General features: G+C 68.0%; 27 protein-coding genes and 1 pseudogene. 11 read left to right on the top strand and 17 right to left on the bottom strand.

The features are described 5' to 3' along the window. The first annotated feature begins 68 nt into the window (after positions 1-68). On the top strand, positions 69-1,127 hold the full coding sequence (locus tag FND50_RS24705) for an ABC transporter permease (protein ID WP_005261328.1): 1,059 nt from the start codon (positions 69-71) through the stop codon (positions 1,125-1,127). 4 nt (positions 1,128-1,131) lie between these two features. Then, entirely contained in the window at positions 1,132-1,947 is an 816-nt protein-coding gene (locus FND50_RS24700; RefSeq protein WP_005261327.1) for an ATP-binding cassette domain-containing protein, read from the top strand. Positions 1,948-2,006: 59 nt separating this feature from the next. Here FND50_RS24700 and FND50_RS24695 read toward each other — a convergent pair whose 3' ends face one another. After that, a complete protein-coding gene (locus tag FND50_RS24695) occupies positions 2,007-3,413 on the bottom strand; it encodes an MFS transporter (protein ID WP_144287413.1) in 1,407 nt (468 codons plus the stop codon). Between the two features lie 122 nt (positions 3,414-3,535). Further along, entirely contained in the window at positions 3,536-4,213 is a 678-nt protein-coding gene (locus FND50_RS24690) for a TetR family transcriptional regulator (RefSeq protein ID WP_005261325.1), read from the bottom strand. A gap of 110 nt (positions 4,214-4,323) precedes the next feature. Between FND50_RS24690 and FND50_RS24685 the strand changes: the two genes are divergently transcribed. Next, on the top strand, positions 4,324-5,238 hold the full coding sequence (locus FND50_RS24685) for a shikimate dehydrogenase (protein ID WP_144287412.1): 915 nt from the start codon (positions 4,324-4,326) through the stop codon (positions 5,236-5,238). A 92-nt stretch (positions 5,239-5,330) separates the two neighbouring features. Continuing rightward, on the top strand, positions 5,331-5,822 hold the full coding sequence (locus FND50_RS24680; RefSeq protein WP_144287411.1) for a metallophosphoesterase: 492 nt from the start codon (positions 5,331-5,333) through the stop codon (positions 5,820-5,822). Between the two features lie 38 nt (positions 5,823-5,860). Here FND50_RS24680 and FND50_RS24675 read toward each other — a convergent pair whose 3' ends face one another. The 7 genes from FND50_RS24675 to pcaH form a co-directional block, all read right to left on the bottom strand. Beyond that, a complete protein-coding gene (locus tag FND50_RS24675; RefSeq protein WP_144287410.1) occupies positions 5,861-6,457 on the bottom strand; it encodes a DUF2510 domain-containing protein in 597 nt (198 codons plus the stop codon). A 234-nt stretch (positions 6,458-6,691) separates the two neighbouring features. Next, complete coding sequence (locus FND50_RS24670) at positions 6,692-7,903, bottom strand: acetyl-CoA C-acetyltransferase (protein ID WP_144289152.1); 1,212 nt, start codon at positions 7,901-7,903, stop codon at positions 6,692-6,694. 36 nt (positions 7,904-7,939) lie between these two features. Then, complete coding sequence (locus FND50_RS24665) at positions 7,940-8,737, bottom strand: IclR family transcriptional regulator (RefSeq protein WP_005261320.1); 798 nt, start codon at positions 8,735-8,737, stop codon at positions 7,940-7,942. Then, complete coding sequence (gene pcaD / locus FND50_RS24660) at positions 8,734-9,936, bottom strand: 3-oxoadipate enol-lactonase (RefSeq protein ID WP_144287409.1); 1,203 nt, start codon at positions 9,934-9,936, stop codon at positions 8,734-8,736. Before pcaD ends, FND50_RS24665 begins: the two co-directional genes overlap by 4 nt. After that, positions 9,933-11,285: a 3-carboxy-cis,cis-muconate cycloisomerase gene (gene pcaB / locus FND50_RS24655; protein ID WP_144287408.1), complete on the bottom strand. Its 1,353-nt coding sequence runs from the start codon at positions 11,283-11,285 to the stop codon at positions 9,933-9,935. Before pcaB ends, pcaD begins: the two co-directional genes overlap by 4 nt. Positions 11,286-11,313: 28 nt before the next feature. Beyond that, complete coding sequence (pcaG, locus tag FND50_RS24650) at positions 11,314-11,955, bottom strand: protocatechuate 3,4-dioxygenase subunit alpha (protein ID WP_005261317.1); 642 nt, start codon at positions 11,953-11,955, stop codon at positions 11,314-11,316. Beyond that, the gene (pcaH, locus tag FND50_RS24645) at positions 11,955-12,668 is read right to left on the bottom strand and encodes a protocatechuate 3,4-dioxygenase subunit beta (protein WP_037226325.1); all 714 of its coding nucleotides are present in this window, start codon (positions 12,666-12,668) and stop codon (positions 11,955-11,957) included. The genes pcaG and pcaH overlap by 1 nt, the downstream gene beginning before the upstream one ends. 152 nt (positions 12,669-12,820) lie before the next feature. Here pcaH and FND50_RS24640 point away from each other — a divergent pair, with 152 nt between their 5' ends. Both FND50_RS24640 and FND50_RS24635 read left to right on the top strand, forming a co-directional pair. Further along, positions 12,821-13,570 carry a CoA transferase subunit A gene (locus tag FND50_RS24640; RefSeq protein ID WP_005248111.1) on the top strand — a complete coding sequence of 250 codons (750 nt, stop codon included), beginning with the start codon at positions 12,821-12,823 and terminating at the stop codon, positions 13,568-13,570. After that, positions 13,567-14,208 carry a 3-oxoacid CoA-transferase subunit B gene (locus FND50_RS24635; RefSeq protein ID WP_005570063.1) on the top strand — a complete coding sequence of 214 codons (642 nt, stop codon included), beginning with the start codon at positions 13,567-13,569 and terminating at the stop codon, positions 14,206-14,208. Before FND50_RS24640 ends, FND50_RS24635 begins: the two co-directional genes overlap by 4 nt. Before the next feature lie 7 nt (positions 14,209-14,215). Here FND50_RS24635 and FND50_RS24630 read toward each other — a convergent pair. Further along, positions 14,216-14,778: pseudogene (locus FND50_RS24630) on the bottom strand (formate dehydrogenase accessory sulfurtransferase FdhD). Positions 14,779-14,944: 166 nt separating this feature from the next. On the opposite strand from FND50_RS24630, the gene FND50_RS24625 reads away from it, so the two are divergent. The 3 genes from FND50_RS24625 to FND50_RS24615 are packed head-to-tail and all read left to right on the top strand — an operon-like array spanning position 14,945 to position 18,739. Beyond that, entirely contained in the window at positions 14,945-15,571 is a 627-nt protein-coding gene (locus tag FND50_RS24625; RefSeq protein ID WP_043791586.1) for a GNAT family N-acetyltransferase, read from the top strand. A gap of 57 nt (positions 15,572-15,628) precedes the next feature. Further along, complete coding sequence (locus FND50_RS24620; RefSeq protein WP_144287407.1) at positions 15,629-16,642, top strand: iron-siderophore ABC transporter substrate-binding protein; 1,014 nt, start codon at positions 15,629-15,631, stop codon at positions 16,640-16,642. Between the two features lie 48 nt (positions 16,643-16,690). Beyond that, the gene (locus FND50_RS24615; RefSeq protein ID WP_144287406.1) at positions 16,691-18,739 is read left to right on the top strand and encodes a prolyl oligopeptidase family serine peptidase; all 2,049 of its coding nucleotides are present in this window, start codon (positions 16,691-16,693) and stop codon (positions 18,737-18,739) included. Positions 18,740-18,832: 93 nt separating this feature from the next. Here FND50_RS24615 and FND50_RS24610 read toward each other — a convergent pair whose 3' ends face one another. From FND50_RS24610 to FND50_RS36295, 3 genes are all read right to left on the bottom strand, one after another. Beyond that, complete coding sequence (locus tag FND50_RS24610; RefSeq protein WP_144287405.1) at positions 18,833-19,093, bottom strand: WhiB family transcriptional regulator; 261 nt, start codon at positions 19,091-19,093, stop codon at positions 18,833-18,835. Between the two features lie 53 nt (positions 19,094-19,146). Further along, complete coding sequence (locus FND50_RS24605) at positions 19,147-19,698, bottom strand: HNH endonuclease (RefSeq protein WP_144287404.1); 552 nt, start codon at positions 19,696-19,698, stop codon at positions 19,147-19,149. 63 nt (positions 19,699-19,761) lie between these two features. Next, complete coding sequence (locus tag FND50_RS36295; protein WP_155756001.1) at positions 19,762-19,902, bottom strand: hypothetical protein; 141 nt, start codon at positions 19,900-19,902, stop codon at positions 19,762-19,764. A gap of 214 nt (positions 19,903-20,116) precedes the next feature. On the opposite strand from FND50_RS36295, the gene mihF reads away from it, so the two are divergent. Both mihF and FND50_RS24595 read left to right on the top strand, forming a co-directional pair. Then, positions 20,117-20,428 carry an integration host factor, actinobacterial type gene (mihF, locus tag FND50_RS24600; RefSeq protein ID WP_005248100.1) on the top strand — a complete coding sequence of 104 codons (312 nt, stop codon included), beginning with the start codon at positions 20,117-20,119 and terminating at the stop codon, positions 20,426-20,428. Positions 20,429-20,580: 152 nt separating this feature from the next. Then, positions 20,581-21,042, top strand: a complete 462-nt coding sequence (locus FND50_RS24595) for an SRPBCC family protein (RefSeq protein WP_144287403.1) — start codon at positions 20,581-20,583, stop codon at positions 21,040-21,042. 112 nt (positions 21,043-21,154) lie between these two features. Here FND50_RS24595 and FND50_RS24590 read toward each other — a convergent pair whose 3' ends face one another. From FND50_RS24590 to FND50_RS24580, 4 genes are read right to left on the bottom strand one after another with little or no spacing between them, the layout of a single operon-like run. Next, entirely contained in the window at positions 21,155-22,432 is a 1,278-nt protein-coding gene (locus FND50_RS24590) for a D-amino acid dehydrogenase (protein ID WP_144287402.1), read from the bottom strand. Then, positions 22,429-22,839, bottom strand: coding sequence for a RidA family protein (locus FND50_RS24585; RefSeq protein ID WP_144287401.1), 411 nt, complete (start codon positions 22,837-22,839; stop codon positions 22,429-22,431). Before FND50_RS24585 ends, FND50_RS24590 begins: the two co-directional genes overlap by 4 nt. Further along, a complete protein-coding gene (locus FND50_RS36290; RefSeq protein ID WP_172651184.1) occupies positions 22,832-22,981 on the bottom strand; it encodes a hypothetical protein in 150 nt (49 codons plus the stop codon). Before FND50_RS36290 ends, FND50_RS24585 begins: the two co-directional genes overlap by 8 nt. Beyond that, positions 22,978-24,402, bottom strand: coding sequence for a sodium:solute symporter (locus tag FND50_RS24580; RefSeq protein ID WP_144287400.1), 1,425 nt, complete (start codon positions 24,400-24,402; stop codon positions 22,978-22,980). Before FND50_RS24580 ends, FND50_RS36290 begins: the two co-directional genes overlap by 4 nt. Positions 24,403-24,489 lie beyond the last annotated feature (87 nt).

Here is a 24,489-nt window from a genome sequence, read left to right as displayed (position 1 = left end):
CATCGACCCGGCCGCACGGCCGGCCGGCACTGCACAACGCTGAGATCCACCGGCGCGGAGAGGAAATCATGTCCACACAGCAAGATCTGGACCTTGCCAGTCACAAGGTCGTCCACGACGAGCGGGTGAAAGAACAAAAACGCCTGCAGCGTCTGCTGGTCCGGCCCGAGATCGGTTCCCTGTTCGGTGCGATCGCCATCTTCGTCTTCTTCATGGTCGTCGCACCCCCGTTCCGCAGCCCCGAAGCGTTGGCCACGGTGCTCTACGCCTCGTCGACGATCGGGATCATGGCGTGCGCGGTCGCACTGCTGATGATCGGCGGGGAATTCGACCTCTCCGCCGGCGTCGCCGTCACCACCAGCTCCCTCGCGGCGTCGATGATCGCCTACAACCTGCACCTGAACCTGTGGGCCGGCGCCGCCCTCGCCCTGGTCGTCTCGCTGGCGGTCGGGTTCTTCAACGGGTACCTGGTGATGAAGACGAAGATCCCCAGCTTCCTGATCACGCTGAGCTCGTTCCTGATGCTCACCGGCATCAACCTGGCGGTCACCAAACTCGTCACCGGCCAGGTCGCCACCCCCAGCGTGTCCGACATGCAGGGTTTCGACTCGGCGAAGAAGGTGTTCGCGTCCTCGTTCGAGATCGGCGGGGTGTCGGTGCGGATCACCGTGGTGTGGTGGCTGCTGTTCACCGCGATCGCCACCTGGGTGCTGTTCAAGACCCGGATCGGGAACTGGATCTTCGCCGTCGGCGGCAACCAGGACTCTGCCCGCGCGATCGGCGTCCCGGTCACCAAGGTCAAGATCGGGTTGTTCATGACCGTCGGGTTCGCCGCCTGGTTCGTCGGGATGCACCTGCTGTTCTCGTTCAACACCGTCCAGTCCGGGCAGGGTATCGGCAACGAGTTCCTCTACATCATCGCCGCGGTCATCGGCGGCTGCCTGCTCACCGGCGGGTACGGCACCGCGATCGGCGCCGCGATCGGCGCGTTCATCTTCGGCATGACGAACCAGGGCATCGTCTACGCCGGCTGGAACCCGGACTGGTTCAAGTTCTTCCTCGGCGCGATGCTGCTGTTCGCGGTCATCGCCAACAATGCCTTCCGCAACTACGCCGCCAAGAGGTGACCGCATGAGTACCATCGAACAGATGCCCGTCGATACCGAACCCGGTGGTGGCGACAAGATCCCGCTGATCGAGCTCAAACACGTCGGCAAGCGGTACGGCAACATCATCGCCCTGCAGGACATCAACCTGCGGGTGCGGGCCGGGGAGGTCACCGGTGTCCTCGGCGACAACGGAGCCGGCAAATCCACCCTGATCAAGATCATCGCCGGCCTGCACCAGCAGAGTGAGGGTGAGTTGCTCGTCGACGGCGAGGCCATCACCTTCGGCTCACCGAAGGAAGCCCTCTCCAAGGGCATCGCCACGGTCTACCAGGACCTGGCGGTGGTGTCGCTGATGCCGGTGTGGCGCAACTTCTTCCTCGGCCAGGAACTTCGGAAGGGACCGCTGAGGTCCCTCGACGCGAACGGGATGCGTGCCACCACGATGTCCGAGTTGTCGAAGATGGGCATCGAGTTGCCCGACGTCGACGCCCCCATCGGCTCGCTGTCCGGCGGCCAACGCCAGTGCGTCGCGATCGCCCGGGCGATTTTCTTCGGCGCCCGCGTCCTGATCCTCGACGAGCCCACCGCCGCCCTCGGCGTCAAGCAGTCCGGGATGGTGCTGCGCTACATCTCCGCCGCCAAGGAACAGGGCTTCGGAGTCGTGTTCATCACCCACAACCCGCACCACGCCTACATGGTCGGCGACCACTTCGTCCTCCTCAACCGCGGCCGCCAGAAACTGGACTGCACGTTCGACGAGATCAGCCTCGAAGAACTCACCCAGCAGATGGCCGGCGGCGACGAACTCGAAGCACTCACCCACGAACTGCGGCGTTAGGAACCGACACGACGATGCGCCCGGCACACGTGCCGGGCGCATCGGTCGTTTCGAGTGGATCAGACCTTCGCGTTCGCTTTCGCTTTCGCCTTCGTGAGCGCGACATCCTCCTTGTCGAGGTCGATCAGCGGAGTGCGGGAGTTCTCCTTGGCGGTGGAGGCAGAAGCCGCGGCGATGAGCGCGCAGACAGCGGTGAAGATCGCCACCGGCACCCAGTTCATCGGGTCGGCGCCGCGCAGTGCCTGGGCGATGGTCGGAGCGAATCCGGCGAGAGCGAAACCGAGCTGCGTGCCGATCGCCATACCGGAGTAGCGAACCCGCGACGAGAACATCTCGGCGTAGAACGCCGGCCAGATGGCGTTGGTCCCGGCGTAGACGCCACCCATCAGCAGGATGCCCGCGAGGAAGATCATCGCCACGTTGCCGGTGCCGATCGCGGCGAAGTACAGGAAGATTCCGGCGGCCGAACCGATCGCGCCACCGATGAACACCGGCTTGCGGCCGATCCGGTCGGACAGCATGCCGAGCAGCGGCTGCGAGACGAGGGCCACCGCGTTGGCGGCGATCGCGACCCACAGCATGGTCGTGCGGCTCATCCCGATCTCGGGGGTGGTGGCGTAGGCGAGGCCGAACACGGAGAACACGGTGCTGACGACGGCGATGAACGCGCAGAAGACCACACGGAGAACGTCACGCCAGTGCGTGCGGAAGAGGTCGACGACGGGCAGCGGGGCGGGCGTCTCGTCCAGTGCTTCCTTGTTGGCGATGAAGATCTCGGGCTCTTCGAGCTTGCGACGCACGATGTAGGCGACGACGAGGACGAGGAGGCTGCACCAGAACGGGACGCGCCAGCCCCAGCTGTAGAGGGTCTCGTCGGGCAGCGCCGCGACGGGGATGAACGCGAGGCTCGCGACGATGAAGCCGGCCTGGGTACCGGTGAGCGTCCAGCTGCAGAAGAAGCCGCGACGGTGGGCGGGGGAGTGCTCGAGGGTGAGCGAGCCCGCACCCGACTGTTCGCCGGCCGCGGAGACGCCCTGGCAGATGCGCAGGAGCACCAGCAGCACCGGGCCGACCATTCCGGCCTGCTCGGACGACGGCAGACAGCCGATCAGGAACGTGACGACGCCCATGAGAACCAGGCAGAACATCATCACCTTCTTGCGTCCGGCCCGGTCGCCGAAGTGTCCGACGAACACGGCGCCGATCGGACGCGCGATGTAGGAGATGCCGAAGGTGGCCAGCGACAGCAGCAGCGGATTCTTTGATCCCTCGAAGAACACGTGCGGGAAGACCAGCGCAGCAGCCGAGGCGAAGATGTAGAAGTCGTAGTACTCGAGCAGGCTGCCGAAGAAGGCGGCCTTCGCGGCCTTCTTCGCGTTGGTGGGATCAGCGTTGGGGTCGACGGAGGAGCGGCCTTTGCCGTCACCGTTTCGACCGGAGACGCCGGTGCCGTAGTCGATGGTCATCGATACTCCTGGGGAGCGAGGAAAGTGAACACGGGCGGCTCGGAAGAGCAGGTGTTCGTAGGTCGTAGAAGCAAGGTAACCCCGGTCACAGCCTTGAGTCAATAATGGTCGAAATGGTTAGTTCATACTTTCCCGGGCTGCTGCAGGTACGCCAGGACGACGTCGCCGATCATTGCGCGCAGGTGGGGGCGGTTCTCCGCGCCGGTGAGATCCCAGTCGAACAACGCCTTGAATGTGTACCGATTCGCCACCCGGAAGACGCAGTACGAGCTGATGAGCATGTGGATGTCGAGCGCCGTCGTGTCGGTGCGGAAGATGCCCGCCTCCTGTCCGCGCTGGAGGATCCGCTCGAGCGTGCGAATCGCCGGAGCCTGCGTCTCGGGGAGCCCCTCGGCCTGGACGAGGTTGGCGCCGCGATTCGTGTTCTCGATCGCGACGAGACGGATGAAGTCCGGGTGGGCCTCGTGATGGTCGAACGTCAGCTCGGCGAGCGCGCGGATCGCCTCGGTCGGCTCGAGGTGGTCGACGTCGAGCTGGGACTCCTCGTAGCGGATCTCCTCGTAGGCCCGCTGCAGCACTGCCCGGTACAGCCCCTCCTTGTCGCCGAAGTAGTAGTAGAGCATCCGCTTCGTGGTGGCGGTCTTCGCCGCGATCTCGTCGATGCGGGCCCCGGTCAGGCCCTTGTCAGCGAATTCCGTCATCGCCACCCGCAGGATGTTCTCCCGGGTCTTCTCGGGGTTACGGGTCCGTTTGACCGTTTCCTTCTCGGAGGTCGCGCCCGTCGTCTCGCTTCGTGTCATCGGTGAAACTCCTGCCTGTGCTGTCTTCCGCGCGGTATGGAGGTATGCTACCGTGACATAACTCACTAGATAGTTAATTAGCTCCCAGCCCTCTCCCGGAAGTGATCGCCATGACCTCTCGTGACCTCGATGCCCCCACCGCTCGCCCGTCGTACCTGTGCGGTCTGATCGGCACCGGGATCTCGAAATCGCTGACCCCGCCGCTCCACGAGGCCGAGGGTCGCGTGCAGGGCGTCGGGTACGTCTACCGGATCCTCGACCTCGACACGTTGGGCGTGGGCGTCGAGGGACTGCCGCAGCTCCTCTCGGCCGCCAAGCTCCTCGGGTTCAACGGGCTCAACATCACGCACCCGTGCAAGCAGGCCGTCATTCCGCTGCTCGACGACCTCTCCGACGACGCCCGCAAGCTCGGCGCGGTCAACACGGTCCACATCGACGGCGGGCGCCTGATCGGCCACAACACCGACTGGTCCGGATTCGCGCGCAACATGGACGAGGGTCTCGAAGGCGCGCCCATCAACCGCGTCGTGCAACTCGGGGCCGGTGGGGCCGGCGCGGCCGTCGCCTATGCCGCGCTCACCCGGGGTGTCGGACACTTCACGATCATCGACGCCGACGCCGCGCGCTCGAAGGATCTGCGCGATTCGCTCGCCGAACTGTTCCCGGACCGGGAAATCGCTTCCGGCGACCTCTCCGCCGTTCCCGCCGCCGTCGGTGCGGCCCAGGGCCTCATCCACGCGACGCCGATCGGCATGGCGGCCCACCCCGGCATGGCACTCGACGCCGCGCTGCTGCGCCCCGACCTGTGGGTCGCGGACGTCGTCTACCGTCCCGCCGAAACCGAACTCCTCCGCCGCGCCCGCGAGATCGGCGCCCGGACTCTCAGCGGAATCGGCATGACCATCGGTCAGGCCGTCGACTCCTTCCGGATCTTCACCGGCCTCGAGCCGGACGCCCAGCGGATGCGTGAGCACATGGGTCTGCTGTTGCAGGCAGAGGACGCCGCCGCGCTCGCCGGCGCGTAAAGCACCTGCACCCCATTTCTGCACCCGCACCGCTTTTCGCGAAAACGGGTGCGGATGCAGAGAAAGGGTGCGGATTCGCGCAGACTGTGACCGTGAGGTTATTGCTGCTGGCCGACACCCATGTCCCGAAGCGGGCACGAGACCTGCCCGCCCGGGTGTGGGACGAGGTCGACCGCGCCGACGTGGTGATCCACGCCGGCGACTGGGTCGATCTCCCCACTTTCGAGGCCTTGCAGGCGCGATCGGCGCGGCTCGTGGCGTGTTGGGGCAACAACGACGGCGACGAACTGCGCGCCCTGATGCCCGAGCGGGCGGACGTGACCCTGGCCGGGGTGCGCATCACCGTCGTGCACGAGACCGGGGCCTCCGCCGGCAGGGAAAAACGGATGTCGGCCGCCTACCCGGACACCGACGTCCTGATCTTCGGGCACAGCCACATTCCCTGGGACACCACCACGGAAACCGGACTGCGACTGCTGAACCCGGGATCACCGACGGATCGGCGACGGCAGCCGCACTGCACGTACGTGACCGCCACCGCCGCCGACGGGGAACTCGGCGACGTCGAATTGCACCGGCTGTGACGAGCCCGACTGCTCCGTGACGCAGCGAGCCGCGATAGTCAGGGTGCTCCCATCCCGTACGTGTACTGGCCGGAGTTCCAGTTCATTGTTGCGTTGTACTTGTAGCCGCTGAGCGTGCCGTCGCCATTGTTCTCGTTGGCGACGAAGCAGTCGAATACCGTTGTCGTCTCAGTGAGGTCATCGGTGGATCCCCCGCTGACCGGCGAACAGGTCACCGAAATGACCGACCCGTCGATGAGGCCGCGCGCTATGTGATCTCGAGCCATCGAATCGACGCTTGCCTCGATCCTCGTCACAGCGGCCGCTCGCGTTGCGCGCTTGGCATCGTCTTGCTGCCGTTGTGCGGCGAGCTGATCTGCCTCTCGTTTGTCGGCTGCGTCTGCAGCAGCTTCCTTCTCAGCAGCGATCTTTCCGTCGTGTCCGACCTTCCACATCGCCCCGGCGCCACCCAGGAAAACGAGGGCAGCCAGGCCGAAGGCAGCAAACTTCTTGGGGAAGGGGCGCTTCTGTTGGGTTCGGACGGACTCCGCGGCCGGGTCGGGAAGGTCGAGCCACCGTGTGCCGTCCCAATAGCGCCGACCACCATTTGGGCTCGGATACCACCCCGCTGGAGCTGAACGTGCTTCCTCAGGCATGATGGCCCGCCGTTCTCTCGCCGTCGACTCCGCCGATTGCAGTGAGCAAAGCGTATCGGGACAGCAGGCGTCCGATCGGTCGAATCGACCATTGAGTACAGGCTGGCGCTCGAGTGTGACCGGGAGTCGATCGCGGTGACCGAACGGCGAGTGTGAGCGGCACATGCCGCAAGGCAGGAACCCCGGCACCGGGACTGTGTCGTCCGGTGCCGGGGGTCCTGGGGTGATTCTGGATCAGACCCGTTCGAAGACCGCGGCGAGGCCCTGGCCGCCGCCGATGCACATGGTCTCGAGTCCGTAGCGGGATTCGCGACGGTCCATCTCCCGCAGGAGGGTGGCGAGAATGCGGCCGCCGGTGGCGCCGACGGGGTGTCCGAGGGAGATGCCGGATCCGTTGGGGTTGAGGCGTTCGTCGGTGGGGTCGAGGTCCCAGCTGCGGAGGACGGCGAGGGTCTGTGCGGCGAAGGCCTCGTTCAGTTCGATGACCCCCATGTCGGACAGCGACAGTCCGAGCTGACCGAGGGCCTTCTCCGTGGCGGGCACCGGGCCGATGCCCATGGTGCGCGGCGGGACGCCGGCCACGGCCCAGGACGCCATGCGGGCGAGGGGCTTCAGTCCGAGTTCCTTCGCCTTCTCGGCGGTCGTCACGATGCACACGGCGGCACCGTCGTTCTGCCCGCTGGCGTTGCCTGCGGTGACGGTGGAGGCGGAGTCGATCTTGGAGCGGATGGCGCGGAGCTTCGACAGCGACTCCACCGTGGTGTCGGCGCGGGGGTGCTCGTCCTTGTCGACGACGAGCGGGTCCGACTTGCGTTGCGGCACCGTCACTCCGACGATCTCCTCGGCGAAGCGTCCCGATTCCTGTGCGGCGACGGCACGCTGGTGCGACTGCACGGCGAGCGCGTCCTGGTCCTCACGGCTGATGTCGAACTCGGCGCGCAGGTTCTCGGCGGTCTCGATCATGCCGCCGGGCACGGGGAAGTTCGCACCGCCGGCGGTGACCCGGGCGCGGGCGAGCCGGTCCGCGAGTTGCACCCCGTCGCCCTTGACGCCCCAGCGGATGTTCGGGTTGGTGTAGAACTCGGCCTGGCTCATGGATTCGGCGCCACCGGCGAGGACGAGGTCGTTGCCGCCGGACGCCACCTGAAGCACGGCGGTGATGACGGCCTGCAGTCCGGATCCGCAGCGGCGATCCACCTGCATGCCCGGGACGTCGATGCCCAGTCCCGCGTCGAGCGCGGCGATCCGGCCGAGGGCCGGGGCTTCCCCGCCCGGGGACGCCTGGCCCAGGATGACGTCGTCGATCTGGCTGCCCTCGATGCCGGTGCGTTCGACGAGCGCCGTGATGACGGTGGCCGCGAGGCTCTGAGGGGTGATGTCCTTGAACACTCCGCCGAAGCGCCCGACCGGCGTTCGCAGGGGCTCGCAGATGACGACGTCACGCATGGAAAGACCTTTCATGAAGTTTCCTCGGGCACTGCGTCAGCGATTGACGGTGGCGAGGTCCTGTTCGATGTCGGTTGCGGTGACCCGCAGCGACGGGATGAGATCGGAATGCAGATCCTCGAGGCTGTATCGCGCGGCCGGAGTGGAAATGTTCACCGCGGCGACGGTCAGCCCGGAGGCGTTGCGGATCGGGGCGGCCATCGACCGCAGGCCTGCCTCGAGTTCCTGGTCGAGAACGCAGATACCGTCCGCGCGGACCGCGAGAATCGCAGCCTTCAGGTCGTCGCGGGCCGTGATCGTGCGTTCGGTGAGCCGCTGGATGTCGAGCTTCTCGAGGTAGGCGTCGAGTTCGTCGTCGGGCAGTCCCGCCAGCAGGACCCGGCCCATCGAGGTGGCGTACGCGGGGAGCCGGGTACCGATGGTGATGCCCACCGTCATGATCCGGCTGACGGGCACCCGGGCGACGTAGACGATGTCGGCACCGTCGAGGATCGACACCGACGACGACTCGTGGACCTTGTGGCTCAGCCTCTCGAGGTGCGGCTGCGCGACCTCCGGCAGCGACAGGCTCGACAGGTAGCTGTATCCGAGTTCGAGCACCCGCGGGGTGAGCCAGAACGCGGAACCGTCCGTGGCCACGTAGCCGAGCTCGACGAGGGTGAGCAGAAATCGGCGTGCGGTGGCGCGGGTCAAGTCGGTGGCGCGGGCGACGTCACTGAGCGTGCGCCGCTGATTCCGGTTGTCGAAGCAGCGGATCACGGCGAGGCCCCGGGCCAGCGACTGCACGTAGTCGGGGGACGGGAGGATCTTCTCCGTCGGTTCGGTAGCGGTCATGTCTGCGAATTCTCCTCCGTGGCCCCGGTGTCGGTGGAGGACAGGTCGGCGAGGGCCTGTTTGCCGAGCGCGAACCCGAGATTGCTGTTGGGTACTCCGGCGTAGACGGCGGTGTGCAGGAGCACCTCACCGATGGTGTCGGCGTCGACACCCGCGCGGAGGGCGGCGCGGATGTGCATGTCGAGTTCGTGCTCGTTTCCGACCGCGGTGAGGACGGCGATCGTGAGCAGCCGCCGCAACTCGTGGTCCAGTCCGGGGCGCGACCAGATGTCGCCCCACGCGGTGCGGGTGATGAAGTCCTGGAACGGTGCCGTGAAGTCGGTGGTTCCCGCCACGGAGCGATCCACGTGTGCGTCGCCGAGAACCGAGCGGCGCACCGTCATTCCCTGTGCGTGCGCGGCGCGACGTCCGCGCGCGTACCCGCCGCCGGCGATGTGTTCGCGCAGCAGCGCCGTGACGGCGCCTGCCTGCTCGAGGTTCGCGACGTGGGCGGCGGGGGAGAGTACCTCGAACCGGGCACCGGTGATGCCGTCCGCGAGGATCTGCATGACCGACGGCGGGGTGGACGGATCCTCCTCACCCGCGATCACCAGCGTCGGCGCGCTGATGCGGGACACGTCGGCGGTGAAATCCCAGTCCGCGAGGGCGTCGCAGCACGCGGCGTATCCCTCGGGGGACGTCGACGCGATCATCTCGCGGTAGTGCCGGACGAATTCCGGATCACGCTTGGCGAGCCCCTCGCTGAACCACCGGGCGACAACGGCGTCCGCGAGCGACTCCGGACCGTCGGTGCGCGATGCCGCGGCCCGCTCGGTCCAAGCCTGCGGTTCACCGAATTTCGCGGCGGTACACAGCAGCGACAGCGACAGCACCCGGCGCGGAGTGTGCGCGCCGAGCCACTGGGCGATCGCACCGCCCATGGACAGTCCGACGAAGTGGGCGGCGTCCACGCCGAGCGAGTCGAGCAGGGCGAGAACGTCCTCGGACAGGTCGCGGACGGAGTACGGGCCGTCCGGTGCCGGCGACTCGCCGTGGCCGCGTTGATCGACGGCGACCACCCGGCATTCGTCGGACAGCGCCGCGATTTGCGGGTCCCACATGGATCGGTTGGAACCGAGCGATCCGAGCAGGACCACGACGGGGGCGTCCGCCGCGCCGTTTCGGGGTCCGGAGATTTCGTGTGCGAGTGCGACTGTCATCGCGTTCCTTCCCGGCCGCGGGCCACTGTCTCCAGTGCGCGGTCGACGATGTCGTGGGCGTGGCCGAGGTATCCGGCGGGGTCGAGCAGGGCGCGGATCTCGTCCGCCTGCAGGTATTCGAGGAGCCCCGGATCCTCGTAGAGAGGGCTTCCGGTCTCGCACGCGGCGGTCACGAGGTCGCGCGCGTTGTCGGTGCGGGCGGACAGGGCGCCGGTGACTCGTTCCGCGAGGAGCAGGCCGCCGGTGATGTCGAGGTTGCGGGCCATCGCATCGGGGTGGACGTTCAGTCCGCCGAGCGAGTCGGCGATGCGCGAGACGGCTCCGCCGGTGAGGCGCAGCAGGTCCGTGAGCGTTTCCCACTCGGCGTGCCAGGCACCCGCGGCGCGCTGCTGCTCGTGATCCATCGAGCCGAGGATCGTCGCGACGAGTCCCGGGGTGCGGCGGGCCGCGGCGCGGGCCGCGATCGCGGCGACCGGATTGCGCTTGTGCGGCATGGCCGACGAACCGCCGGGTGACCCTTCGCTGACCTCGCCGACCTCGGTGGACGACAGGAATACGAGGTCGGTGGCGATCTTGGACACCGCCCCCGCGGCCGTTCCGAGCGCCGACGCGAGCAGTGCGATGCGGGTGCGATCGGTGTGCCAGGGCACGTCCTGACGTGCCAGCCCGAGTTCGTCGGCGAGCACGTCGGCGACGTCGAGGCCGTGCGGGTAGAGCGCAGCGGACGTGCCGGCCGCACCTCCCAGTTGCACGGGGAGGCCGTCCAGTGCGTCGAACAGCGCGCGAGAAGCCCTGTGCAACGCCGTCATCCACCCGGCGGTGAGCACGCCGAATGTGGTGGGGAGGGCCTGCTGGCCGAGTGTGCGGCCGGCGATCGGGGTGTCGCGCTGCGCCCGCGCGAGGGCCTCGGCGCAGAGTACCGCCTCGTCGAGGGACGCCAGGATGTGCGCACCCGACCGGCGGCACAGCAGCATCAGGGCGGTGTCGAGGATGTCCTGACTCGTGGCGCCCTTGTGCACGTGGCTTCCGGGCACTCCGAGGTCGGCGGCAGCGACCTCGCCGCGGAGCAGTTTCACCAGCGGGATCACGGGATTACCCCCCGCTGCGGCCGCCTCGCCGAGGGCGCCCACATCCACGGATCCTTCGGCGACGACGCGCGCGAACACCGACGAAATGGCGTCGGCGGACGCGGCGGGGATGACGTCGCATTTCGCTTCCGCCCGGGCCAGCGCGGCCTCGACCTCGACCATCGCGGTGACCCACGCCCGGTCCGAGAGCAGTGCAGACAACTCGCCGGCACCGAACGTCGGATCGAACAGGGCACCCCGGGAAGGCTCCGGAGAGTTCACGCGCGACACCTTTCTGGGTTGTGAACGGTTACAGGGCGAAGAACGGGGTTTCCCGTCCTTCTGTGTTCTGCACGTGGATCGTCAGGTGGTATCCGCGATCCGTCTTCTCCGCGATCAGCTTGGGGCGATCTGCTTCCGGGACGGCGGAGAGCACGGGGTCCGATGCGTGCGCGTCCGTGTCCTCGGGGAAGTAGAGCCGGGTGTAGAGGCGCTCGAGCATGCCGCGGGCGAACAGTCCGACGTTGATGTGCGGAGCCTCGACGGCGCCGTCCTCGGCGGGAAGTGCGCCCGGCTTGACCGTGTGCACCACGATCGTGCCGCTCTCGTCGGCGAACACGCGTGCCAGGCTGCGGAATCCGGCGGGGGTCGCCTCGGCGGCACCGCGGGGATCGGTCGGGCTGTTGAACCGGCCGGCCGCATCCGCCTGCCAGGTTTCGATCATCGCGTCACCGATCGGCTGTCCGGCCCCGTCGATGACGTTGAAGGACACGTCGATTCGTCCCGGCGCATCCTCGGGGACGGCCTCGCCGCTGTTCTCCCACGTGGGGAACAGGCCGATGTGGACGTACGGGCCGACGGTCTGGGACGGGGTGACGCCGAACGGCACCTCGTCCTGGCTTTTGGCGAAGACCGGGTAGCGGGGGGCGTCGGGGTTCTGGGTGTCGATCATCAGTGGCCCTCCGGGTCCTCGAACGGGGTGGCGTCCTGACCGCGCAGGACGATGTCGAACTTGAATCCGACGGCCCAGTTGTCGCGGGTGTGGTCGTAGTCGAACGTGCTGATCATCCGCTCGCGGGCGGCTTCGGGTACGGAGTTGTAGATCGGGTCCTGGAAGAAGAACGGATCGTCCGGGAAGTACATCTGCGTAACCAGCCGCTGGGTGAACGCCTGACCGAACAGGGAGAAGTGGATGTGCGCGGGCCGCCACGCGTTGTGGTGGTTGCCCCACGGGTAGGCGCCGGGCTTGATGGTCGTGAACTCGTAGTGGCCCTGCTTGTCGGTCAGGCAGCGGGCGACACCGTTGAAGTGGGGGTCGAGCGGGGCCGGCCAGGAGTCCATCTTGTGGCGGTAGCGGCCTCCGGCGTTGGCCTGCCACACCTCGATCAGGGTGTCGGGGATGGGTTTGCCCGCACTGTCGAGGACGCGGCCGTGGACGATGATGCGCTGTCCCTGGGCCTCGCCGCCGTTGGCGTGGGTCATGTCGTTCTCGCCCTTGGCGATGTCGGCGTCGCCGAAGACCGGACCGGTGATCTCGCCGAGTCGCTGCGGGACCAGGATCAGGTCGTTCTTGGGGCTGCGCAGCCGAGTCGTCTTGTACTCGGGGAACAGCAGCGGGGCATTCGCTTCGTGCCCGGCGTGGTGGTGGGCTGGCAGATGCAGCATGGAAAAAGATCCTCACGTTCTCGATGTGAACAGTCGGCCGCTATTCGCACATAGTAGTCGCGTTCTGTGATGGGGCCAACAGGCAGGGCGTAATTTGTTCGCAATGTGGATGGGTGTTCACTACTCGAACATTTTGCGGTAGCCTGCGTCACATGGTCAACAAAGTCTTCGCAACGGCGGCTGAGGCCGTTGCCGATGTCCCCGACGGAGCGTCCCTCGCGGTGGGCGGCTTCGGCCTCGTCGGTATCCCCTCGGTCCTCATCGACGCCCTCCTCGCACAAGGTGCCACCGACCTCGAGACGGTCAGCAACAACTGCGGCACCGACGGTTTCGGTCTGGGTCTGCTCCTCGAGCAGCACCGGATCCGGCGCACGATCAGCTCGTACGTCGGCGCCAACAAGGAATTCGCGCGGCAGTACCTCAGCGGGGAGCTCGAGGTCGAGCTCACTCCGCAGGGCACGCTGGCCGAGCGCATGCGCGCCGGGGGAGCGGGCATCCCCGCCTTCTACACCCCCGCCGGTGTCGGGACGCAGGTCGCCGACGGCGGTCTGCCGATCCGCTACGACGGCCAGGGCGGCATCGCGGTGGCGAGCAAGCCCAAGGAGACCCGCGAGTTCGACGGGGAGGCCTTCGTTCTCGAACGCGCCATCCGAACCGACTTCGCGCTGGTCCACGCGTGGAAGGGTGACCGCCTCGGCAACCTCGTGTACCGGGAGACGGCCCGCAACTTCAACCCGGACGCCGCCGGCGCCGGTCGCATCACCATCGCGCAGGTCGAGTACCTCGTCGAGCCCGGCGAGATCGACCCCGCCGAGGTGCACACCCCCGGCATCTTCGTCCAGCGTGTGGTCGAGGTCGGCAAGCAGGAAACGGGAATCGAGAACAGGACGGTGCGGGCATGAGCTGGACGCGTGACGAGATGGCGGCCCGGGTCGCGGCCGAGCTGGAGGATGGGCAGTATGTGAACCTCGGCATCGGAATGCCCACCCTGATCCCCGGTCACATCCCGGCCGGCAAGGACGTCATCCTGCACTCGGAGAACGGCATCCTCGGCGTCGGGCCGTACCCGACCGACGACGAGGTCGATCCCGAACTGATCAACGCGGGCAAGGAGACCATCACCGTGGTCCCCGGCGGCGCGTTCTTCTCCTCCTCCGACTCCTTCTCGATGATCCGCGGCGGCAGCGTGGACGTGGCCGTTCTCGGCGCCATGCAGGTCAGCAGCCACGGCGACCTGTCCAACTGGATGGTCCCGGGCGCCATGGTCAAGGGCATGGGCGGCGCGATGGACCTCGTCCACGGCGCGGGCAAGGTCATCGTGATGATGGATCACGTCACCAAGAAGGGTGAGCACAAGATCCTCGAGGAGTGCACGCTGCCGTACACCGGCAAGCGCTGCGTGCAGAAGATCGTCACCGATCTCGCCGTCATCGACGTCACCCCCGATGGCCTGCGGCTCGTCGAGACCGCTCCCGGCCACAGCGTCGAGGACGTCCAGGCGGCCACCGGCGCGAAGCTCCTCGTCGACGCCACCGTCTAGGGCCCGCTCAGGCCCCGGTCTTCACGCGCTGGGCTCCGGCATAGACGTTCATCGACTCCCCGCGGAGGAAGCCGACGAGCGTCGTGCCGGATTCCAGTGCCAGGTCGACGGCCGGCGAGGACGGCGCCGACACCGCGCCGAGCATCGGTGTCCCCGCCGTCACGGACTTCTGCACCAATTCGAAGGACGCGCGCCCGCTGACGAGCAGAACGCGGCCCGACAGCGGCACCCGATCCCGTGTGAGCGCCCCCCAGCGCCTTGACCGCAGGGTCGCCGGCATCGACGACAACGTGGCCGCCGTCACCGACAAGTCATTGTCGGACAACGTGAATCGTGACCGCGTCCGGGCCTGGTGCGACGCTTTGCCGTACACCCCGCAGGCCGACGAGGTGACGAATCGGCGTTCGGGTCCGCCCGGCACCGGGACGCCCTCGGCCAGAACCACATCGAGCACGTTGTACATGTCGGCTCCGCTCTCGTCGACGCCGTCGCAGTAGCGGACGACGGACACGTCGGTGCGGCCTCGATGACGCCCTCGGTGAGCAGGCGTGTCGTTCCGTGCTCGGTGATGCGGACGACCGGGCGTCGCGCGGTGACGCGCCCCCATCACCTGCCGCCGGACTCGAGCGGACTGCATGTGGACGAGGGGCGGGTCATGAGTCCGCAGCGGCCCCGAACCGGGCACGACGGCCAGTCGTTCCGGCGCGCCGCCGCGGTGTGCCCGTACCCTCTGGGCATGGGTGTGAGCGTGCGTGCTGCGACCGGATCCGACATCCCCGAACTGTCGCGCGTCCTGGCCGACGCGTTCTTCGACGACCCCGTGATGGTGTGGATGTGGCCGGACCCCGACCGCCGGCGGCGCGGCCTGCCGAGACTGTTCGCGGTGGAGATCCGGCATCACCATCTCGCCGGGGGCGGAGCCGAATTGGCCGAGGACGACGACGGCGTGGTTCGTGGGGCCGCCATGTGGGATCCGCCCGGTGGCTGGAAGCAGTCCACGTTGTCGTCGCTCCGCAGCCTGCCGGGGCTGGTCCGCGCGTTCGGCTCCCGGCTGGGCGTCGGGGCCGCGGTGAGCGGAACCGTCGAGGACGCACACCCGGTCGATCCCGTGCACTGGTATCTGGCGACGATCGGAACGTCGAGCGCGGGACGGGGCGGCGGCTACGGGAAGGCGCTGTTGCGGTCGCGGCTGGACCGTTGTGACGCCGAGGGGCTCCCGGCGTATCTGGAGTCCAGCAAGGAAGACAACATCTCCTACTACCAGCGATTCGGCTTCGACGTCACCGGCGAGATCCGGATCCCGGACGGCGGGCCGACGGTGTGGGCGATGTGGCGGGAACCCGTCCGCGACCCCTTAGGCTAAGCTCGGCAAGCCTTACCTAAGTGGATCGTAGTACCTGGTAGACGAGAGGGTCGCCGCATGAACATGGGTCAACAGAGGATCGGCCTGAGCCGACGCGGATTCCTCGTGGGCACCGGGGGAGCGCTGCTCGCGTTCGCCGCGGCCTGCAGCAGCTCGGACGGCGACGGCGACGGCTCCGGCAGCGAGCCGTCGGGCCCCGTCATCGCCCACAAGTACGGCGAAACCCAGGTGCCGACCGACCCGCAACGCATCGTCAGTGTGGGCTACAACGACCAGGACACGATCCTCGCGCTCGGCGGCACGCTGGCCGGCACGTTCGACTGGTACGGCGACTACGCCTACGGCGTGTGGCCGTGGGCGCAGGACCTCCTCGGTGACACGCAGCCCGAGATCGTGGGCACGGCGTCCACCAACATCGACTTCGAGAAGGTCGCGGCCGTCGCCCCGGACCTGGTGGTGGGCACCTACTCGGGCCTCACCCAGGCCCAGTACGACAAGCTGAGCGCCATCGCGCCGACGGTGGCGCAGCCCGCAGACTTCGCCGACTACGGTGTTCCGTGGCAGGACCAGACGAGGATCCTCGGCGACGCGCTCGGCAAGAAGGACAAGGCGGCCGAGCTCGTATCCTCCGTCGAGACGCAATTCGACGACGTCCGGGCCGCCAACCCGGCGTTCGCGGGAAAGACCGTCCTCGTCGGCGCGCTCAAGGGTCCGGGGCAGTTCGGTGTGTACGGTCCGGAGGACCCGAAGGTCCGCTTCTTCACCGAACTCGGCTTCGTGAACCCCCCTGTGACGGAGCAGATCACCGGCAACTTCGCCGAGATCAGCACGGAGCAGCTGTCGCTCGCGAACGTCGACCTCCTCGTCTGGTACGCGGGCGGCGGCTACGGCGACAAGCTGCGCGCGGAACTCGACAAGACGCCGATCTATCAGGAACTCGAGGTGGTGAAGGCCGGACGCACGATCACGCTCGAGGACGCCGCCGCCGAGGCGATGGCGTGGAGCACCGTATTGAGCCTGCCGTACGCATTGAACGAGATCCCGCCGCGGGTCGCGCCCCTGCTCGCCTGAGACGCGGATGTCCGACGGTGTGGGCCCGGTTCGTGATACCAACGACTCGTGACCGCGATTCCTGAACTCCACGCCGGAACTCCTTTCGACGACCTCGACGACTACCTCGCGCTCGGCCGCATCGGAAGCCTCGCGCTGTCCGCGGACGGGCGAAGGCTCGTCGTGGCGCAGTCGACGCTCGGCGAGAAGGCGACGAAGTACGTCACCGCCCTGTGGGAGATCGATCCCACCGGCGAGTTCGCGGCGCGCCGGCTCACCCGTGGCCGCAGCGGGGAGTCCAACTCGACGTTCACCAGCGACGGCGATCTCCTCTTCACGTCCTCCCGTCCGACGCAGGACGAGGACGACCTTCCCGACGACCTGTGGCGACTGCCCGCGCGGGGCGGCGAGGCGGTGGTCGTCGCGCGCCGAGGCGGCGGCATCACCGGGGTGCGCGCCGCACGGTGCGCGCCGCGTTTCGTCGTGACCACCGGGGTTCTGGGGAGATCCGGCGAGTCCGCCGACGACGAGCGGGTGCGCACCGAGCGCAAGGAGAAGAAGGTCTCGGCGATCCTGCACACGGGCTACCCGATCCGCTACTGGGACCACGATCTCGGTCCCGACGTGCCCCACCTCCTGTCCGCCCCACTGGACGCGCTCGCGGAGAACGGGCAGGAGCCGGAGCTGACCGACCTCACCCCGATGCCGGGTCCGGCACTGCGGGAGGCCAACTACGCGCTGAGCGACGACGGCGCGTTCGTCGTGACGTCGTGGACGGTTCCCGGTCCGCTCGCGTCGATCCGGAACATCCTGGTGCGCGTCGACACCGAGACGGGGGCGCGCACGGTCCTCGTCGACGACGCCGACGCCGATCTGTCGGACCCGGTGATCTCCCCGGACGGACGGCACGTCGTATTCACGCGGGAATCGCATGCGACCCCCGACTCCGCGCCCCGATTCACGCTGCACCGCTACAGCTTCGACAGTGGCATCGTCACCGAGGTGGCGCCGGGGTGGGATCGGTGGGCCACGTCCGTGGTCTGGCTGTCCGACGGTTCGGGGCTCCTCGTCACCGCCGACGACCGTGGGCGCGCACCGATCTTCCTGCTCCGTGACGGCGCGGACCCCACGCGGGTGACGACCGACGACTGCGCGTACACCGACCTGCAGGTGGCCCCCGACGGGTCGACGGTGTTCGCGCTGCGGGCGTCGTACGCGGCGCCGCCGCACCCGGTGCGCATCGACATCACCACCGGTGCCGTGTCACTGCTGAAGGCGCCCGCCGACCTCCCCGAGCTGCCGGGCACGCTGACCGAGGTCGAGACGGTCGCCGCTGACGGCGCGGCGCTGCGCGCATGGCTCGCGGTGCCGACCGGCGCCTCCGCCCACGCGCCGGTGCCTCTCGCGCTGTGGGTGCACGGCGGCCCCCTGGGTTCGTGGAACACCTGGTCGTGGCGATGGAACCCGTGGCTCCTGGTCGCGCGGGGGTACGCCGTGCTGCTGCCGGATCCGGCGTTGTCCACCGGCTACGGGCAGGAATTCGTCGAGCGGGGCTGGGGTAAGTGGGGCAAGGCCCCGTTCACCGATCTCATGGCGATCACCGATGCCGCGGTGGCACTGCCGGAGATCGACGAGAAGCGCACCGCGGTGATGGGCGGATCGTTCGGCGGATACATGGCCAACTGGATCGCCGGACACACCGACCGGTTCAAGGCGATCGTCACCCACGCCAGCCTCTGGGCGCTGGACCAGTTCGGCCCCACCACCGACGCCGCCTGGTACTGGCAGCGGGAGATGACGCCCGAGATGGCGGTGGAGAACTCGCCGCACCTGTACGTCGCGGACATCGTGACCCCGATGCTGGTCATTCACGGCGACAAGGACTTTCGCGTACCGATCGGCGAGGGGTTGCGGCTGTGGTTCGAGCTGCTGTCCGAGTCGGGGTTGCCCGCGGACGACGACGGTCGCACCGAACACCGCTTCCTCTACTTCCCGGACGAGAACCACTGGATCCTCACCCCGCAGAACGCGAAGGTCTGGTACCAGGTGGTGCTGTCGTTCCTGTCCGAGCACGTGCGGGGCGAGGACGTCGCGCTGCCCGAGATCCTGGGCCGGTAGCCGGCGGACCGGGGCCGGTAGCCGGCGGACCGGGGCCGGTAGCCGGCGGACCGGGGCCGGTAGCCGGCGGACCGGGGCCGCGCCCAGGTGGATTCACGTCCGCTTCTCGCGGCCCCGATCGAATTCCTTGCCACCCCACACGCCGGTCTGACCGGTGGCCCTGGCGAACAACTCACAGCGCATCCGCAGTGCGCAGTGATGACAGACGTCGCGGGCGTACGCGAAATCCTCTGTCGGGAACGGGAACCACCGGTCCGGCTCGGGGTCGGCGCGGCAGGCGGCGGCGACCCAGCCCGCGGGGTCGTCGGAGGCAGGCAGCAGGGTGGACAGGGTCGTGTCCAGGACGTCGGTCATCGGGAAATCTCCCCTTCCCGGGAGAAGATCGATCGGGTGCGGGGAGCTCGCGGCTAGACCGCCGCGAGCTCCCTCCAGATCTGCCGCTGCGCCTTTTCGATGTGCCGGGGCGCCTTCGGCTCCCAGAGGAGCGGCATTCCCGCCTCCTCCGGTGTGCGGTCGGCCTTCCTCTGGTTGCAGGGGATGCAGCAGGCCACGAGGTTGGCCCACGTGTTCGGGCCGCCGCGGCTCCTCGGCAGCACGTGGTCGATGGTCGTCGCGACCGGCTCGGCGCAGTAGCCGCACCGATTGCGGTCGCGCCGGAACACGCCCGCGAACGTCGCGCGGCTGCTGTCGGTCACCAGCACGGAATGCGGGACGTGGACGTAGCGCAGCAGACGAATGGTCCGCGGCAGGCTGATCTCGACGTGCTGCGAGCGGATCGGGAACGGCGGCTCCCGATCCGCGACCGTCTCGGCCGCACCGACACTGATCAGCACGACGGCGCGCTCCGCGGGGATCTCGCAGAGGGCCTCGTACGTGACATTGAGGACCAGCACATCCGCGCGCGACCAACTGCGGGCGTCGAGGGTGCTGCCGGACGGGTTACGGGAGAAGTGCCTCACGGGAGATCTCGGTTCTGTCGTCGGTTCGCGGCGGTGGGGGCACGCCGGGCAACGGAAGTCGAGTCAGGCGTGCCGGGTGGAGCGGTAAGTCTTCGGGGCGGGCATGATCCCGCATTCGCCTTGCCGGCCGGCGGGGAAGGAGGAGGCGGCGCCCGTGCGTGACGGCTGCAACCGGGGTGCGTGGGCTGCGGGCAGTGCGCGCATCGCTACGTCCTTCCTGAACTCGATGTGTGAACCGAACGGAACACGTCGAGCATGACACAGCGCGCCGCCCGCGTCCTGGCATTTTCCGCGTCGTCGGACCCGTGAGCCGGGGCGTGTCGAATCGGACAGGACGCGCGACACGTCCGATGGATGCGGTGAAGTAGCGGTTCTCTCGCTACGGTGTTCGATACGTACCCCGAATGAAGGAGACATCGTGGCACTTCCCCAGCTCACTGACGAACAGCGGGCAGCAGCTCTCGAGAAGGCCGCCGCCGCTCGTAAGGCACGCGCAGAGCTCAAGGACAAGCTCAAGTCCGGTGACATCACCCTCAAGCAGGTCCTTTCCAAGGCAGATGTCGACGACATCATCGGAAAGACCAAGGTCAGCGCCATTCTGGAAGCCCTGCCGAAGATCGGCAAGGTGAAGGCCCAGGAGATCATGGCCAACCTGGAGATCGCTCCGACCCGCCGCCTCCGTGGCCTCGGCGACCGTCAGCGCGACGCCCTGCTGGCGCACTTCAGCTGACACGTTCCCCGGGTGCCCGCCCCATCGCCTTCCGGCGACGGGCGGGCGCCCGGACGCGTCTTTCCTGCCCCCACCCCGCTAGTGCAACCAGAAGGTTGCGCAAGTAGCCGCCGATATGCAACCGTGAGGTAGCACATTGTCGAGAGGTGAGGATGATCATGAGCGTTCCGGACGCATCCCAGGACAGGATCGAGCGCGAGATCCAGATCGACGCCCCCATCGAGCGGGTGTTCCGGCTGGTGAGTGAACCCGGCTGGTTCATCGGCGACGGCGAACCCGGCAAGACGACCATCACACACGAAGGCGACGTCTTCGTCGTGGACTTTCCCCCGTACGGGCGCTTCCCGATACTTCCCGTCAAGTCCGACGCACCGCACTACGTCTCGTTCCGTGGGGGAGACGATCCCGCGCAGCCGCTCGTGGAGGGCACGTCCACCCTGGTCGAGTTCTTCCTGTCGGAGCGGGACGGCGGCACGCTCCTCCGCGTCGTCGAGACCGGATTCGCTGCCCTGTACCCGAATGCCGAGCGCCGCGCGGCCGCCTACGAAGGCAATGTCGCGGGCTGGGAAATGCAACTGGCGTTCGCCAAGCGTCACGCCGAACGCGGCGAATAGAGCATCTGTCGTGTCGACCTCGCTGACCGCAGTCGGGGGTTGCGGTCAGCGAGGTCGGTGCGCCGCCGTTTCCGGAGGCACGCTCGGATAGTCGTCGGGTCAGTGCACTTCGTTACGCGCCTCGTCCGCTCGGATGCCGGCGCGACGAAATCGGGGAGTACGGACTCGGGTCGATGTCCGGTCGCCGTTCGTCCACGAGATCCGCGAGGATGCGGGCCGAGCCGACCGCCATGGTCCAGCCGACGTGACCGTGACCGGTGTTGAAGTAGAGATTGTCGTGACGCCCCAGCCCGATCATCGGCGGGCCGTCGGGCGTCATCGGGCGAAGGCCCGTCCGGTATCTGGCCGTGTCCCAGTCCACCGCGCCGGGGAACAGTTCGTTCCCGGCGTCCACGATGCCCGCGTAGTCGGCGGGCGAGTGACTGCGGTCGTACCCGACGAATTCCGCGGTGGCCGACATTCTCAGCTCGTCACCGAACCGCGACCAGGCGACGAGTGTCTTCTCGTCGATGCCGCCCACCACCGGCGCGCGTTCGGGGTCCTTGACGGTCGCGGTCAGCGTGTATCCCTTGGCAGGGTAGACGGGCAGTCGCAGACCGACACTCCTCGCGACGAGAGCACTCGCGGCCCCGGCGGCGAGGACGAAGGCATCCGCGCGGATGTGGCCCCGATCGGTGACGGCCGACGTGATGGCCGCACCGTCGGACTCGAGGGCCACGACGGACGTGCCCAGGTGGAACCGGACCCCCAGCCGACCGCCTTCCTCGGCGAGCCCCACCGCAAATCGGTGCGGGTCGCCGGTGCCGTCGGTGCGGTCGTGGATCGCCCCGGCGAACGTGGCCGTCCCGTGCCGGAGGGCGGGCTCCGCGGCCGCGATCTCCTCGGGTCCCAGCACGTCCTGCAGCTGTCCGTGGTCGCGGAGCAGCTGCGAGTTCACCCGCGCTTGCTCGAGTTCCGCTTCCTCCCGGTACAGGTACAGCACGCCGTTCCGTGTCTGGCAGTACTCCAGGTTCTCGCGGGCGGTGAGTTCGTCCATCAGCTGCTGGCTGTACCGGGCCAGGCGGAGCTTCGCGAGAGTGTTCGACCGCGCCCGGGAGGCCGTGCACTCGCGGAGGAATCGCACACCCCACCGGGCGAGTTCGGCGTCCGCCCGGGGACGGACGCGGATCGAGGTCGACGCGCCGAGCAACGATCGGACCAGCATGGTGGGAGCCGACGGCGACGCCCACGCGTAGGAGTGACCGGGGGCGATCAGTCCGGCGGTGCTCGCGCTGGTGTCGGACGCGACCTCGCTGCGTCGGTCGTACACATGAACCTCGTGTCCGCGTTCGGCGAGAGCGTGGGCGGTCGCGACTCCCACGACCCCTGCTCCGAGTACTGCCACCTTCATTCCGCTTCCTTTTCTTCGGTCGAACCCCGGCCCGTGACGGCGACGGCCTGTATCTCCACGAGCAGCTGCGGGTCCAGCAGGGCCGCGACCACGGTGGCCCTGGCCGGGCGGTGCTCGGCGGCGAACCAGCGCTTCCATTCCTCGTTGAAGCCCGGGGCGTCGTCGGCGTTCGCGAGATACACCGTGGCCGAGGCGATGTCGTGCAGGGTGGCGCCTGCCGCGGCGAGGACCCTGTCGAGTCGTGTGAGGGAGTGGCGGGTCTGCTCCACCACATCGGTGCCGACGACGTTGCCGGTGTCGTCGAACGAGACCTGGCCGGAGACGAACACGAGGTCGCCGACCCTGCGCGCCGACGGGTACGGGCTGGTGCCGGTGGTCACCCCGGGAACGTCCACGATGTCACCCATGGTCGGGCTCACCCGCTGTGGTGTCGCCGCTGTCGCCGCGCAGCACTTCCTTGACGTAGAAGCGCCAGCCGAGAAATCCGACCCAGAGGGTGACGGTGACGACGGCGGTGGGCACCCCGTAATAGAGGAGGGTGGGAATCATGCGAATTCTCCTTCGGTGACGCGGACGGCAGGCTGCTGCCGGCGCGGATAGCGGGACGAGGTGGCCATGGCGACCGTGACGAAGACGAGCAGGTTGGCGACGACGCCGGGCACCAGCCCGTCCAGTCCGAACGGAGCGTCGAGGCCCCACTGCCACACCGCGGTGACGATCGCGCCCGCCGTGATCGCCGAGAGTGCCGCCGGAGCGGACCGCACGCCGAACAGCACGGCGCCGAACAACGGGACGATGACCGTCGGAGCCCACAGGGTGTAGCTGTAGAGAAGGGCGTCGACGATGGACGGGACGCTGAGGGCGAAGATGGTCGCTCCGGCACCGACGACGACGCTGGTGGCCCGCTCGACGGTGAGCCGCCTCGACGGTGGCAGCTCGGTGGGGCTGAGCGGCTGGTAGATGTCCTTGGTCAGGACGACGGCGGTGGAATTGAGGTAGGAACTGGCCGTCGACATCACGACCGCCATCAGCGCCGCCACCACCAATCCGAGAACGCCGACCGGCATCAGATTCATCACCACGGTCGGAAGCGCCTGATCGCTTTCGATGTCCGGGTACAGGACGAGTGCGATCAACCCGAGAGACGCCGAGGTGAAGAAGAAGAAGAACGAGAAGAACCCGGCCAGTGCGTAGCCCTTACGGGCGTGCCGCGAGTCGGGGGTGGAGAACGTCCGCTGCGCGTACGGCGGGACCAGCGTCTCGCCGAGCAGTAGTGCCGCGAAGAGCGTGAGGAACTGTGCGGGGGAGTAGTCGCCCATGAACGAAAGATGCTCGGCGGGAACGCTGTCCAGGAGAGCCGACGGTCCGCCGACGGCGTCGAGCCCGATGAGGAGCGCCACCGGCAGGAGCACTCCGAGGAAGACGAACTGCAGCAGGTCGGTCTGGATCACCGCCCACGCCCCACCGAACGAGGAGTAGAGAATGACCACTCCCATCCCGATGATCACCGCGGGCACGGTGGGCACGTCGAGGGTGGCGTTGACGACGGTGCCGATGGCCAGGGCCTGGGCGCCGAGGATGCCGGCGCACAGGACGACGGACAGTACGCCGGTGACCAGTCTCGCAGGCCGGCCGTAGTGGGTCTCCATGATGTCGCCGAGGGTGTGGGCGCCGATGTAGTTCTTGAGTCTGGGCGCGACGAAGTAGCCGACGAGCACCGTCTGAACGCCGAACGCGCAGAAGGCGAACATGTACACGTATCCGTCACGCATGGCGGCGCCGGCGACGCCGAGCGATGCTCCGCCGCCGAGGAAGGCTGCGGCCAGGCTGCCGAAGAAGACCGGCCAGATGATCCGGTTGCCTGCCACGGCGAAATCGTCCGGCGACTTGACGCGTCGCATGGTCTGGACGCCGATCAGGACGAGTAGCAGGAAGTAGGCACCGAGAAGTATCCAGTCGAGGATTGCCATGTGAACTCCTAGTTGGGATGAACCCATCGTAGGAACGTCGTGTGACCGTAGTCACTAGGCGAGTTGCCCTTGATCTACACTGAGATC

Source organism: Rhodococcus sp. WB9 (assembly GCF_007558985.1).
Classification (GTDB): Bacteria; Actinomycetota; Actinomycetes; order Mycobacteriales; family Mycobacteriaceae; genus Rhodococcus_F; species Rhodococcus_F opacus.
This window is presented reverse-complemented; position numbering and strand designations above follow the sequence as displayed.